Source organism: Bradyrhizobium sp. PUT101 (genome assembly GCF_052043945.1).
Taxonomy (GTDB): Bacteria; Pseudomonadota; Alphaproteobacteria; order Rhizobiales; family Xanthobacteraceae; genus Bradyrhizobium.
Window position 1 is genome coordinate 6,229,576 of sequence record NZ_CP197207.1, and the last position, 13,457, is coordinate 6,243,032.

The window sequence follows — 13,457 nt, forward strand, 5'->3', positions numbered from 1 at the left end:
AGGGCTTCGTCATGCACGTCACGCGGGATTTCTCGCACTACATCCGGAGCGCGGGCGAGGGCATCCAGCACATCGATCTCGCGGTCGAAGGCGTTCACTGCGCCGGGTGCATGGCCAAGATCGAACGCGGCCTGTCCGCCATCCCCGACGTCACGCTGGCGCGCGTGAACCTCACCGACCGCCGCGTCGCGCTGGAATGGAAGGCGGGCACGCTCGACCCTGGCCGTTTCATCGATCGCCTCCAGGAGCTCGGCTACAAGGCCTATCCGTTCGAGACCGAGAGCGCGGAGGAGGCCGAGGTCGCCGAATCGCGTTTCCTGCTGCGGTGTCTCGGCGTCGCGGCGTTCGCCACCATGAACGTGATGATGCTGTCGATCCCGGTGTGGTCGGGCAACGTCTCGGACATGCTGCCCGAGCAGCGCGACTTCTTCCACTGGCTGTCGGCGCTGATCGCGCTGCCGGCGGCGGCCTATGCCGGCCAGCCGTTCTTCCGCTCGGCCTGGCGCGCGCTGTCCGCCAAGTCCACCAACATGGACGTGCCGATTTCGCTCGGCGTGATCCTGGCGCTCGGCATGTCCGTGGTCGAGACCATCAATCACGCCGAGCACGCCTATTTCGATGCCGCGATCATGCTGCTGACCTTCCTGCTGGTCGGCCGCTTCCTCGACCAGAACATGCGGCGGCGGACCCGCGCGGTCGCCGGCAATCTCGCAGCGCTGAAAGCGGAGACGGCTGCGAAGTTCGTGGGTCCCGGCGAAATCTCGCAAGTGCCGGTGGCGGCCATCCACCCCGGCGACATCGTGCTGCTGCGGCCCGGCGAGCGCTGCGCGGTCGACGGCACCGTGATCGAGGGGCGTTCCGAGATCGACCAGAGCCTGATCACCGGCGAGACGCTCTATGTCACGGCGGAACAGGGCACGCCGGTCTATGCGGGATCGATGAACATCTCGGGCACGCTGCGGGTGCGGGTCTCGGCCGCCTCGGAGGCGACGCTGCTCGCCGAGATCACGCGGCTATTGGACAACGCGCTGCAGGCGCGCTCGCGCTACATGCGGCTCGCCGACCGCGCCTCGCGGCTGTACGCGCCGGTGGTGCATGCGACCGCGCTTCTGACCATCCTCGGCTGGGTCATCGCCGGCGCGAGCTGGCATGATGCGATCGTCACCGGCGTTGCCGTCCTCATCATTACCTGCCCCTGTGCGCTGGGCCTTGCCATTCCGACCGTGCAGACGATCGCTTCCGGCGCGATGTTCAAGTCCGGGGTGCTGCTGAATTCCGGCGACGCGATCGAGCGGCTGGCAGAAGCCGACCATGTCATCTTCGACAAGACCGGTACGCTGACGCTGCCCGATCTCGAAGTGATGAATGCGGCCGAGATCCCCGCCGACATCTTCGAACTCGCCGGCCGGCTCGCGCTGTCGAGCCATCATCCGGTCGCTGCCGCCGTCGCTCAGGCTGCCGATGCGAAGTCTCCGATCGTCGGCGCGGTCGAGGAGCCCGGGCAGGGCGTCCGCGCGACCGTGGACGGCGTCGAGCTTCGCCTCGGCCGTCCGTCCTTCTGCGGTGCCGAGGCGCTGGTCGGCGGCGCCACGCTCGATCCCGAAGCCTCCATCGTCGCCTTCAGCAAGGGCAGCGACAAATTCGTCCTCTCGGTACGCCAGGGTCTGCGTCCGGATGCGCAGGCCGTGGTCGCGGCCCTGAAGGCGCGCAACATCGGCATCGAGATCCTGTCAGGCGACCGCGAGCCGGCGGTGAAGGCGGCGGCGCACGCGCTCGCCATTCCCGAGTGGCGCGCCGGCGTCACGCCGGCCGACAAGATCGCGCGGATCGAAGAGCTGAAGCAGCGCGGCGCCAAGGTGCTGATGGTCGGCGACGGCATGAACGATGCGCCGTCATTGGCGGCTGCCCATGTGTCGATGTCGCCGATCTCGGCCGCGCATCTCAGCCAGGCCACCGCCGATCTCGTCTTCCTCGGCCGGCCGCTCGCCCCCGTGGTTGCCGCGATCGATGCTTCGCGCAAGGCGCTGCACCTGATGCGGCAGAACCTCTGGCTTGCGATCGGCTACAACGTGCTTGCCGTTCCGGTCGCGATCAGCGGCATCGTGACGCCCCTGATCGCGGCAGCGGCCATGAGCGGATCCTCGATCCTGGTCATGCTGAATTCGCTGCGTGCCCGCAGCGCCTCGCGGGAGATCGTGTGATGGAGATCCTGGTCATCCTGGTCCCGCTGGCTTTGATGCTCGGAGGTGCCGGTCTCGTCGCCTTCCTCTGGTCGCTGCGCAGCGGCCAATACGACGATCTCGACGGCGCCGCCTGGCGCGCGATCGCCGACGACGAGCCGCCGCAGGAGGCCCCGGTCAAACGCTAGGGTTTCAGGGCGAAGCTCAACAAGGCCGCTAGCGCGAGCGCCACGCCCACACCGGCGACGCAGGACTGCCAGCCGAAAGCATCGAACAGCCGGCCGAGCACGGCTGTGCCGACGAGCCCGCCGCAGAAGTAACACGCAAGGTAGGTCCCGCTGGCGATGCCGCGGTTGTCGGTTGCGGCCTGTCCGACGAAGCCCGTCGCGGCGGCCTGCGCGAAGAATGTGCCGACGCCGACCAGAACCATGCCGGCAAGCACCGCGCCCAGATGCGGCGCCAGCATCAAGGGCAGGCCCAGCCCGGCGACAGCGAGCGCGCTCCAGATCGTGGGCGGCGTTCCCAGCCGTGCGGCCACCCTGCCGGCCAGAAGCGTGGTGACGATGGACGGCAGGAAGACGAAGTAGACGAGGCCCAAATCCATCATGCCGAGCGACAGCGGCGGCCGCACCAGCACGAAATTGACGAAGGTGAAGGTGCCGATGAACGCGAACAGGATGCAGAAGCCGATGCCGAAAGCGGCGCGCAGCCGCTGATCGCGCCAATGCGCGATGGTGGCGGAGAAGGGCGACGCCGCCGGCATCATCGCATGCATCGGCTGCACGCGCTGGATGGTGAAATAGACCAGCGCCGCGCCGGCCAGATTGAGCCCCGCGAAGAAATAGAAGTTCCAGGCAAGGCCGAGGCCATCGGCAACGGCCGCCGAGATCAGTCGGCCGATGAGATTGCTGGCGACATTGCCGGTGATGTAGGCGGCAAATGCGCTGCCGGCGTCCATGGCGCTGCATTGCTCGCCGAGATGGGCGAGGGTGAGCGCAAAGGCGGACGCCATGCAGAGACCCTGTGCCACGCGCAGAGCGGTGAAGACGACAAGATCTGGCGCGGACGCCAGCAGGCTGGTGGGAATCGCAAGGAGCGTCAGGCTGAGCAGGATGCCGGTCCGCCGGTCGATATGCGGGCTGAAGAAGCCGACGACGAGGCCGGCGACCGCCATGCCGAAGGTGCTGGCATTGACGGCAAAGCCCATCGCTGCGGGGGTGACGCCGTAGTGCCGCGTCAGCGAGGGCAGGATCGCCTGCGTCGCGAAGAGATCGACGACGGTCAGGAAGGCGGTGAGGCCGATCACGAGCGAGCGAAGCGCAAGACCGGGGGAATGCGCCTCCAAGGTCATTACGTCCTGTTTGATGGGAGCGGAAAGTTCGGTCATTGAGATGGCTTCTCCTCCAACGATAGTGGTCATTCCGGGCTGGTGCGGACGGGACGCGCACAGCGCGGGCCGGAGCACCAGACCCGGAATCTCGAGGTTCCGGGTTCGCTCCGCGCCCCGGAACGACGGCACACTCGGCGCTCGTTACATGTGATGATCGTTGGGATCCTTGCGGACGTCGCCGACGTAGAGAATGACGGTGTCCTTGCCGAGATTCTTCCACCAATGCGAGGTGCCGTAGACTTCGGGGCGAATGTCGCCGGCCTTGTGCACGATCGGATCGACGCAATTGGAGGCGTATTCGACGATCTCGCCCTGCTGCACGAAGATCAGGGCGGGGCGGTCGTCATGGCTGTGCCAGGGCACGATGCCGCCGGGCTCGATTGTCAGCTTGCGGAAGCGCAGCTCGCGGCCCTCGATATGCGCCGGCTGCTTGCCGAGATCGATCGCCCCGAGCGTGACGTCGGTAACACCGACGGCTTTGTGGTCGACCATCTGCTGCGCGTTCGGCTTGATCTTGCCAGCCGGGCATTCGCCGGCGAATACCGGCTGCGCCGAGAGGATCAGCGCGCCGACGATTGCAAGGCCTGGCCAGGTCAGGCGCGACAGAGCGTAGCTCGTGAACATGGGGAGGTCTCCTGTGTTGGCCGCAACCTCGCTGGTCGCCGGCTGCGGCAGGAGTTTCTTTGAGCCACGGCTCGTCCTGAAATGCCCTTTCGCTCTCGGTGCAATAGCTCAGCGCTATGCCGATACGCCGCGGCTATCGAACCGATTGTGGATCGGCATTTCCGCTTGCGCAGCTTCCGCCGTTCGATGGCAAAGCGCCCGATTGGCGGGCGTTCACGTCAATCCGGAGGAGCATCCCGTGACAAGACTGTCCAAGACCCTGATCGCCACCGCCGCGTTTGCGGTCATCGCCACATCGGCCCTCTCGGAGGCTGCCTGGGATTTCAAGGCCGGCATGGCCTATGTCTATGGCGGGCCCGGCAAGATGTCGGCGATGGCGATGGCACCGGCCGAGAAGAACCACGAGGCCATGATGAAGCACGCGAAGAAGGTACCCGAGAACACGGTCTTCTTCACGGACAACGGCACGCTGTACTCTGCCTCGGGGCGGCTCGATCCCACCGGCAACTTCTACGTGAACTGAACCGATCCTGGCATCGCGGCCGCCTCTTGCGGGCGGCCGAACCGGGAAACTAGTATTCGCCCCAGGAATGCCGGAGCAGAAAGATGACGTCTCTCTCGCCAGCCGACGCCGAACAGCTCAGGCTCGCCTTCCAGCGCTGCCGCGACATGGACGGCACGCTGAACGAACAGCTCCGCGCCTATGCCGATGCCAGCCGCGAAGTCTTCCCGGCCTATGGCGAGGCGGTCGATCGCCTGGTGGCGCGGTTGGACGGAAACGGCGGTGGCGCGGCGGCGCCGCGCCCGGGCGACGCAATGCCGTCGTTCATGCTGCCTGACGAGGGCGGGCGTCTCGTCGCGCTGCCCTCGCTGCTGGCGCGCGGTCCGCTCGCCGTGATGTTCTTCCGCGGCCATTGGTGCCCCTATTGCCGGCTCAATGTGCGCGCCGTGGTCCAGGCGCTCGACCGCATCAGGGTGATGGGGGCGCAGGTCGTCGCGATCATGCCGGAGACGCAGGAATATACCGGGCAGCTCAAGGCCGAATCCGGCGCGCCGTTTCCGATCCTGACCGATCTCGACAACGGCTACGCGCTGTCGCTCAATCTCGCGATCTGGCTCGGCGCCGAGATCCAGCAGCTGCTGTCCTATCAGGACATGGCGAAATTCCACGGCAATGACGGCTGGATACTGCCGATCCCGGCCGTGTTCGTCGTCGGCCGCGACGGCATCGTGAAAGCCCGTTTCGTCGATCCAGATTTTCGCAAGCGCATGGAGATCGACGACCTGATCGAAGCGCTGGAGAGCGCGAGCCGGGAGCGCTGAGGCGCGCACTTTCTTACTTCTCGCCTACGAGAGCGAAAAGGAAAGCAGCGTCCGCGCTACCCCGCGATCTCCCGCCAGTCGGCGCCGCGCAGCATGCGCATCACGGCATTGCCTACGGCCGTGCGTTGCCGGCCCGCGACCCCATAAAGGTTGACGGTACGGCGGGCGTCCAGCCCCGCGACTGCGGCGCGCGTCAGCCGCTCCGGCACGGGCGAGGTGTGCGGCACCATGGCGACGCCCATGTCGGCCTCGACCAGCTCGATCAAATCGCGCTCGTTCGAGACCTCGTGGCCAAGTTCGATGTCGAGGCCGCGCTCGCGCAGGCTCGCGGAGATGCGGCCCGAGTGCTCGCAGAAGGTTCGGCTCAGCAGCTGCTCTGATCGCAAATCGTCCAGATCGACGCTGACGCGGCCGGCCAGCCGGTGTCCATCGCCGACGACGAGCTCGAAATGTTCGGTGAACAGCGGCCAGACGTCGAGGCGGTCCCAGGCCTCATCAATCTCGGCGGCGATGCCGAGCTCCGCTTCGCCCTTCTTCAGGAAATCGCCGACCTCCCGGCTCGTGCCGCGCAGGAAGCGGAACTCGAGCCGGTTGAACTGCCGCTTGATCTCGTTCAGATGCGGAATGAGCAGGGCGAGGTCGATCGAATGCGTCAGCGCAATGCGGAGCGCGCCGATCTCGCCGCTTTTGAACGAGGAGGCGAGCGAGCGTGCGCCGGCGGCGGCGTCATAGCACTGCTTCAGAAGCGGATGCATGCGCTGGCCGAGCTCGGTCAATTGCGCCGCCGGCCGTTCGCGGCGGAACAGGTCGCCGCCGAGCTCGGCCTCGAGCTGCTTGATCGCGCGCGTCAGCGACGGCTGCGTGACGTTGCACTCCTCGGCCGCGCGCGTGAAATTCAAGAGCTGCGCCACCGCGAGGAAATAGCGGACCTGGTGCATTTCCATGGATCGGCTCCCAGCAGGATCGGCTTCAAATCTAGCCGATCGGGGCGGGAAATGACATGCTCGGCGCGATAGCGCGGACGTATGGACTCGGAAGCCAACCGGCATTCCAAAAAGCCCCGCGATCTCCTAAAATGATCGCGCGTAACAACACCGCCGCGTCAGACGAAAATTCGACCGGTGCGGGCTCACCAGGAGCGTAGCATGAACGGCATCAAGGGCACAGCTGCGGAGATCCCAGGTCAGATCGTGCTGGTGCTCCAGGGCGGCGGTGCTCTCGGCTCCTATCAGGCGGGCGTCTACCAGGCGCTGCATGAGTCCGGCATAGAGCCGGACTGGGTCATCGGCACCTCGATCGGCGCCATCAATGCGAGCCTGATCGCGGGCAACGCGCCGGAGCAACGGCTCGCGCGCTTGAGGGAGTTCTGGAAGCGGATGGAGCAGACGCCGGTCTGGGACTGGCGCACCGCGTTTCCCGGCTTCAACGAGAAGCTGGCCTATTGGTCGACCGTCACCCACGGCATTCCAGGTTTCTTCCGGCCCAATGCGCTGGCGCATGTCGGAGATTCCTATCCACTGGGTGCCGATCACGCGGGCTATTATTCGACCTCTCCGCTGGAGAAGACTCTGAGGGAGCTCGTCGATTTCGACCTGGCCAATCGCTGCGCGCCGCGCCTGACGGTCGGTGCGGCTCATGTCGGCACCAGCGAAATGCGTTATTTCGACAGCCGGGACGGCGAGCTGACGGTGAAGCATGTGATGGCTTCGGGCGCACTGCCGCCGGCTTTCCCCGCCGTGCGCATCGACGGTGAACTCTATTGGGACGGAGGCATCCTGTCGAACACGCCGACGGAAGCGGTGTTCGACGACAATCCCCGCAAGGATTCGCTCATCTTCTCCGTGCATCTGTGGAATCCCGTCGGGCCCGAGCCGACCACGATGGCCGAGGTGCTGAACCGGCACAAGGACGTGCAATATTCCAGCCGCATCGCGAGCCAGATCGTGCGACAGCAGCAGGCGCATCGCCTGCGCCATGTGATCAACCAGCTTGCGGAGCGGCTTCCGGAGAGCGAGCGCAACGATCCCGCCGTGCGTGAGCTGACGAGCTACGGTTGCCCGACCCGCATGCATGTGGTGCGGCTGCTGGCGCCGCAGCTCGAGCGCGAGACCCATACCAAGGATATCGATTTCAGTCCGTCCGGGATCACGCGGCGGTGGCACGCTGGCTATGCTCATACGAAGTCGGTTCTGGCGCGCAAGCCCTGGATCGGCGAATTCGATCCGCTCGCCGGCGTGGTGCTGCACGAGCATATGGACGAGATGCCGATGGCGGCGGAATAGGGGCCGCATCCCCCTTCATCGAATTGCCACGGGCCTTGCGGATCGTCGGTGTTTGGCCCGCAGTCGAAGGTTCTCGCAATTGGTTTCCGGGAAAGATCTGGAACTGTCCCTCGAACAGGTCCGCGCTCACGCGGCGGGCCCGGTTGCGGGCGTGTTCGGCCCGGACTCCGTCACTTGGCGGATCGATCGTGAGGCCGTGATCTTCCTCGGCGCCGGCCGCGCGCTGTTGCTGCAGCTCGCCCATCCCTGGGTCGCAGCCGCCATCGCCGAGCATTCCAACACCTTTGCCGATCCGATCGGCCGCTTCCATCGCACCTTCGACATCGTCTTCGCCATGGTGTTCGGCTCGCTCGACCGGGCGCTGTTGGCGTCGCGGCAGCTGCACCGGCGTCATGGCATGATCGTCGGCGAGATGCCCGAGACCGTCGGCCCGTTCGCGGCAGGCTCGCGCTACTGCGCCAATGACATTCCGGCGCTGCGCTGGGTTCACGCCACGCTGGTCGAGACCGCGTTGATGGCGCATGACCTCGTTCTGCCGCCGCTCTCGGCGGAAGAGCGCGAGCGCTATTGGGCCGAGAGCCGGATATTCGGTGCCCTGTTCGGGCTGACAGGGAATGACCTGCCCGCGGACTGGGCGGGATTCGCCGCTTACACTGCGGCGATGGCGCAGTCGGACACGCTGACCGTCAGCACGGCGGCACGCGAGATCGCCACGCAGATCTTCACGGGCGCGCGTCCGTGGTTGCGGCCACCGCCATGGTATCGCGCGCTCACGGCGAGGATGCTGCCCGAGCGCTTGCGCGCCGGGTTTGGTTTCGAGCTTGACGAGCGGGAGATCCGATCCGCCGACAATGCCCTGCGATGGATCAGGCGCGTCTATCCGAAATTGCCTGACAGGCTGCGCTATGTCGGCCCCTACCAGGAGGCGCAGGCGCGGCTGCGGGGCGAGACGCAGCCCGACTGGATGACCCGCTGTCTCAACCGCGCCTGGATCGGACGGCCGCAGATGGACGTACGCGGGAAGTAGGGTCTTGGAAGTCGGTTATCCGTGCAGTTCACGGCCCGCCGTCATTCCTCGGTCATTCCGGAGCGCGAGCCCGGAATCCATTTCTCAGAGCATTCCGGCCGCACGATGGATTCCGGGCTCGCGCCAAGCGGCGCGCCCCGGAATGACAGCGGCGCCTCACACCGACGCCAGCTTCCGGTACAATGCGCTGTAGCTGCCGGCCGAGATGCTCCAGGAGAACGATCGTCCCATGGCGCTGCGGCGCATGGTATCGAGCTGGTCCTGCGTCATGAAGGCGGAGAAGGCCCGGCGGACGCCGCCCAGGAAGGATTCGCGCGAGGGCTTCGAGAACAGGAATCCGGTCTCGCCGTCGGTGATGGTCTCGGCGAGACCGCCGGTCTGGTGCCCGATCGGCAGCGAGCCGAAGCGCTGGGCATACATCTGGCTGAGGCCGCACGGCTCGAAGCGAGACGGCATCAGCGTGAAGTCGCTGCCGGCGAAGATGCGGCGAGCCTGGGCGTCGTTGAAGCCGATCACGACGCCGATGGCGTCGGGGCGGCGGCGATGCGCGTCGATCAGGGCCTGCTCGAGTGCCGGCTCGCCGGAGCCGATGACCACGATCTGCCCGCCGGCGTCGACGATCTCGTCTGCCGCCGACAGCACGAGGTCGATGCCCTTCTGGTGCACGAGCCGCGCGACGATGCCGAACATCGGGCCGCGCGAGACCGCAAGCCCGAACTGCTTGCGCACGTAATCCGCGTTGGCCTTCTTACCGGCCCAGTCGCCGGCGCCGAACTGCTGGGCGAGCTGGGCGCAGGAGCGCGGATCCCAGCTCTCGTCGATGCCGTTGAGAATGCCGGTGAGCTCGGCCGCATCGGAGCGGATGCGAAGCAGGCCCTCCAGGCCGCAGCCGAATTCGGCCGTGGTGATCTCCCGCGCATAGGTGCCGCTGACGGTGGTGAGGTGCGAGGCGTAGACCAGCCCGGCCTTGAGGAAGGAGACCTGGTCGTAGAACTCGACGCCGTCGATGTGGAAGGAGCTCTCCGGTGCGCCGATCCGCCGCAGCGAGTCCTTCGGGAAGAGGCCCTGATAAGCGAGGTTATGAATGGTCAGGATCGACGGCAGCTTTGCGCCGCGCCAGGTAAGGTACGCCGGTACGAGCGAGGCCTGCCAGTCATTGGCATGGATCAGATCTGCTGCCCAATTCTTGTCCAGCTTGCCCATGGCGAGCTCAGCCGCTGCCGAGGCAAAGCGCGCGAAGCGGATGTCGTTGTCGGGCCAGTCGCGTCCGGACTCGTCGCCATAGGGATTACCGGGCCGGTCGTAGAGCTGTGAGCACAACAGCACATAGACCGGCAGCCCGTCCTTGGTCGCGGCCCGGCCGAGCGAGCAGGCCGGCATCTCCGCGAATGCAGGACAGCGGCCAACGATCTGAATATGCGTGAGTTGCTCGATGATGTCGCGATAGCCGGGCAGCATGATCCGGATATCGGCGAAGGAGCGAAGCGCACGGGGAAGGGCGGCGGAAACGGCGCCCAGTCCGCCAACGCGGACGAAGTCATCCAACTCTGTGGTGACGAACAAGACCCTCAAGAACAGCTGCCCTCTTCCGATCCCGCTTGCTGCTATGCAAGAACGGGTCCAGTTGTCCTGGAATTCCCAAGCCCGCCCACGCGACGCGTCCGTCCGCTAAACACTTTCCTACTCGGCCGCCGCCCTCTAGGGTCGCCGCATCAACAACAAAGCACTTCGTTGGTTCCTACGAGACCCAAGGCGTGAGCAGACATGCAGCTATCAGATAAGCATGAGGGGACGTTGACAAAAGTCATGGCGGGCTTGCGGGTCCTGGACTTCTCGACCACCATCGCCGGCCCCCATTGCACGCGGATGCTCGCCGACATGGGTGCCGAGGTCATCAAGATCGAGACCGACGGCGGAGAGACGATGCGGACCCGGCCGCCGCTGCGCAAGGGGTGCAGCACCGTGTTCGGCCAGCTCAATGTCGGCAAGAAGAGCGTGGTCCTCGACCTCAAGTCCGAGGACGGCAGGGAGGCGGTGAGCCGGCTGGCCGCGACGGCCGACATTCTGGTGGAGAATTTCCGCCCTGGCGTGATGCACCGACTGCGGCTCGACTACGACAGGCTGTATCAGGTCAACCCGAGGCTGATCTACTGCTCGATCTCCGGCTACGGCCAGACCGGCCCCTCGGCCGAACTGCCGGCCTACGCTCCCGTGATCCATGCGGCTTCCGGTTACGACATGGCGCATCTGGCCTACCAGCCAGGCCGCAGCCGTCCCGATTATTGCGGTATCTACCATGCCGACGTCGTCACCGGCATCTACGGCTTTGGCGCGATCGCCTCGGCGCTCTATCAGCGCACGGTCACCGGGCTCGGCCAGCACATCGATGTCTCCATGCTGGAATCGATGCTGACCTTGACCGTGATCGAACTGCAGAGCGCGCAATTCGCGGTGAAGCCGCCGCCGCGCCCGATGTTCGGCCCGACCGAAACGGGAAATGGTTATGTCATGATCACGGTCGCCAGCGAGAAGACGTTTCAGGGATTGATGGGCGTGATCGGACACCTCGAATGGATATCCGATCCGCGCTTTGCCACCTACGCCGCGCGCCGCGAGAACTGGGCGGACTTGATGGATGGCGTCGAAGTCTGGTCGCGTCGGCTCACGACCGATGCATGCCTGCTCGCGCTTGGTGCTGCCGGCGTGCCGGCCTCGGCCTATCGCACCGTGTCCGAGGCGCTGGCCGATCCGCAGCTCGCGCATCGGCAGGCGCTTTCCGAGGTGCAGGACGGGGGTGGCTCGTTCCGGGTGCTCAATTTACCGTTCCGGATGTCCGGCGCCGATACCACACCGGGCAAGACGATGGCCACGCTTGGCGAGCACACGGATGCGCTGCGCGACGAGATCGGCCTCGCGGGCGATGCGCCAATTCCGCCAGGCAAAACAGCCAAGACATATTGAGCAACATCGCCGCCGCATGCGGCGCTTGAAGTCCTGTGCGTTCCTCTTGCCGTGGCGAGCATTTGTCGCCAATCTCGCCCTCAAGTCGACGATCCGAAACATCGGACGAGGGATCCCGGGAGGAACCATGACGAACATTGCTGCCGCGACGCGTAAGCACGTGCCGATTCTCCTCGTTGCGGCGTTTGCGCTGGCCGTGCCCGCCCAGGCGCAGAAGCCGGGCGGCAGCATCACGGTCGGCCAGGAGCTGGATATCCCGGGCTTCGATCCCCTCAAGGTCGGTGTCTACGACACGTCCACCAACACCGCTGCCGCCGCGATTTTCGACACGTTGACCACGCTCAACGACAAGGGCGAGCCCGTACCCAAGCTCGCAGTCTCCTGGACCCACTCCGACGACTACAAGACCTGGACCTTCAAGCTGCGCCAGGGCGTGAAATTCCACGACGGCACGCCGTTCAATGCGCAAGCCTTCAAGGAGAACTTCGACCGGCAGAAGGACCCCGCCAACAAGTGCCGCTGCGCCTTCTACATCACCAACGTCAAGGAGGTGCTGGCGCCGGACGAGTATACCGTCGTCTACAAACTCACCGACCCCTCCGTGAACCTGCCGGCGGTGATCACCATCCAGAGCCAGAACAATGTGGTGCATTCTCCGACCGCCTGGAAGACCAAGGGTGACGACTACAATCGCAATCCCGTCGGCACCGGTCCCTACATCCTGAAATCCTGGACGGCTGGCGACCGCATGGTGCTGGAGAAGAATCCCAACTACTGGGACAAGAGCCGTCCCTATCTCGATCGCATCATCCTGAAGCCGCTGCCTGACGCGCAGTCGCGCTTCGCCTCGCTGCAATCGGGCGAGGCCGACATCATCTGGGACGACGAGAACGACGCCGACAACATCATGAAGGCGCAGAAGGACCCCAAGCTCACCGTGCACACCTACAAGGGCTCGGGTGCGGCGGTCTACGCCTTCAATACCAAGGTCGCGCCGTTCGACGACGTCCGCGTGCGCCAGGCACTGGTGATGGCGATCGATCGTCCGAAGATGTCGCAGGCGATCAGCAACGGCCTGAGCCGGCCCGCGAGCAATCCTTACGGCGACGGCTCCTGGGTCAAGTGCAAGGACGACGGCGCGCTGCCGTTCGACGTCGAGAAGGCCAAGGCGCTGATCAAGGATTACGGCAAGCCGGTCGAGTTCAAGATGCTGGTGACGGCGACGCCCCGCGGCCGCATGATCGGCCAGGTGCTCCAGCAGTTCTGGAAGCGCGTCGGCGCCAACATGGAGATCGAGCAGGTCGACCAGGCCACCATTCCGTCGCGTGCCTTCACGCGGCAGTTCCAGCTGACACCGTGGCGCATCGTCGATCTCGCCGATCCCGATCCGCAGATGTACGCGAACTTCCGCAGCGGCAGCCCGCTGGCGCTCTCCGGCTTCTCGAATCCCGAGCTCGACAAGCTTCTGGACCACGCGCGCGTCACCGCCGACCTCGGCCAGCGTACCGAGGACTACTGCGCCATCAGCCGCCTGATCAACAAGGAGGCGATCTGGTTCTGGACCTTCCAGAACACCTATTACGCGCTGTCGAGCGCCAAGCTGAAGGGCTTTCCGAAGATCTACAACGGCGTGATCGACGTCTCGAACACCTGGCTGGAATGACCACGCG

Annotated in this window: 12 protein-coding genes; 8 read left to right on the forward strand and 4 right to left on the reverse strand. The window is 65.7% G+C overall.

The features are described from left to right. The first annotated feature begins 11 nt into the window (after window positions 1-11). Together ACSHT2_RS29860 and ccoS are read left to right on the forward strand one after the other, a co-directional pair. Window positions 12-2,201, forward strand: coding sequence for a cation-translocating P-type ATPase (locus ACSHT2_RS29860; protein ID WP_440638365.1), 2,190 nt, complete (start codon window positions 12-14; stop codon window positions 2,199-2,201). Continuing rightward, a complete protein-coding gene (gene ccoS, locus ACSHT2_RS29865) occupies window positions 2,201-2,368 on the forward strand; it encodes a cbb3-type cytochrome oxidase assembly protein CcoS (protein ID WP_008138466.1) in 168 nt (55 codons plus the stop codon). Before ACSHT2_RS29860 ends, ccoS begins: the two co-directional genes overlap by 1 nt. Here ccoS and ACSHT2_RS29870 read toward each other — a convergent pair. After that, window positions 2,365-3,567, reverse strand: coding sequence for an MFS transporter (locus ACSHT2_RS29870; RefSeq protein WP_440638367.1), 1,203 nt, complete (start codon window positions 3,565-3,567; stop codon window positions 2,365-2,367). The genes ccoS and ACSHT2_RS29870 overlap by 4 nt on opposite strands. 144 nt (window positions 3,568-3,711) lie before the next feature. Beyond that, entirely contained in the window at window positions 3,712-4,194 is a 483-nt protein-coding gene (locus ACSHT2_RS29875) for a cupin domain-containing protein (RefSeq protein ID WP_440638368.1), read from the reverse strand. A 238-nt stretch (window positions 4,195-4,432) separates the two neighbouring features. On the opposite strand from ACSHT2_RS29875, the gene ACSHT2_RS29880 reads away from it, so the two are divergent. Together ACSHT2_RS29880 and ACSHT2_RS29885 are read left to right on the forward strand one after the other, a co-directional pair. Continuing rightward, entirely contained in the window at window positions 4,433-4,717 is a 285-nt protein-coding gene (locus ACSHT2_RS29880) for a hypothetical protein (protein WP_440638369.1), read from the forward strand. Between the two features lie 83 nt (window positions 4,718-4,800). Then, the gene (locus tag ACSHT2_RS29885) at window positions 4,801-5,517 is read left to right on the forward strand and encodes a peroxiredoxin-like family protein (protein WP_440638370.1); all 717 of its coding nucleotides are present in this window, start codon (window positions 4,801-4,803) and stop codon (window positions 5,515-5,517) included. A 56-nt stretch (window positions 5,518-5,573) separates the two neighbouring features. On the opposite strand, the gene ACSHT2_RS29890 is transcribed toward ACSHT2_RS29885, so the two are convergent. Then, window positions 5,574-6,461 carry a LysR family transcriptional regulator gene (locus ACSHT2_RS29890; RefSeq protein ID WP_440638372.1) on the reverse strand — a complete coding sequence of 296 codons (888 nt, stop codon included), beginning with the start codon at window positions 6,459-6,461 and terminating at the stop codon, window positions 5,574-5,576. A gap of 201 nt (window positions 6,462-6,662) precedes the next feature. On the opposite strand from ACSHT2_RS29890, the gene ACSHT2_RS29895 reads away from it, so the two are divergent. Both ACSHT2_RS29895 and ACSHT2_RS29900 read left to right on the forward strand, forming a co-directional pair. Further along, window positions 6,663-7,799, forward strand: a complete 1,137-nt coding sequence (locus ACSHT2_RS29895) for a DUF3734 domain-containing protein (RefSeq protein ID WP_440638374.1) — start codon at window positions 6,663-6,665, stop codon at window positions 7,797-7,799. Window positions 7,800-7,878: 79 nt separating this feature from the next. Beyond that, the gene (locus ACSHT2_RS29900; protein WP_440638375.1) at window positions 7,879-8,826 is read left to right on the forward strand and encodes an oxygenase MpaB family protein; all 948 of its coding nucleotides are present in this window, start codon (window positions 7,879-7,881) and stop codon (window positions 8,824-8,826) included. Between the two features lie 156 nt (window positions 8,827-8,982). Here the strand turns inward: ACSHT2_RS29900 and glgA are convergent, their stop codons facing one another. Beyond that, window positions 8,983-10,398: a glycogen synthase GlgA gene (gene glgA / locus ACSHT2_RS29905; protein ID WP_440638377.1), complete on the reverse strand. Its 1,416-nt coding sequence runs from the start codon at window positions 10,396-10,398 to the stop codon at window positions 8,983-8,985. A 192-nt stretch (window positions 10,399-10,590) separates the two neighbouring features. Here glgA and ACSHT2_RS29910 point away from each other — a divergent pair, with 192 nt between their 5' ends. Then, window positions 10,591-11,787, forward strand: a complete 1,197-nt coding sequence (locus ACSHT2_RS29910; protein WP_440638379.1) for a CaiB/BaiF CoA transferase family protein — start codon at window positions 10,591-10,593, stop codon at window positions 11,785-11,787. A 127-nt stretch (window positions 11,788-11,914) separates the two neighbouring features. Then, window positions 11,915-13,450: an ABC transporter substrate-binding protein gene (locus tag ACSHT2_RS29915; RefSeq protein ID WP_440638381.1), complete on the forward strand. Its 1,536-nt coding sequence runs from the start codon at window positions 11,915-11,917 to the stop codon at window positions 13,448-13,450. The last annotated feature ends 7 nt before the right edge of the window (window positions 13,451-13,457 follow it).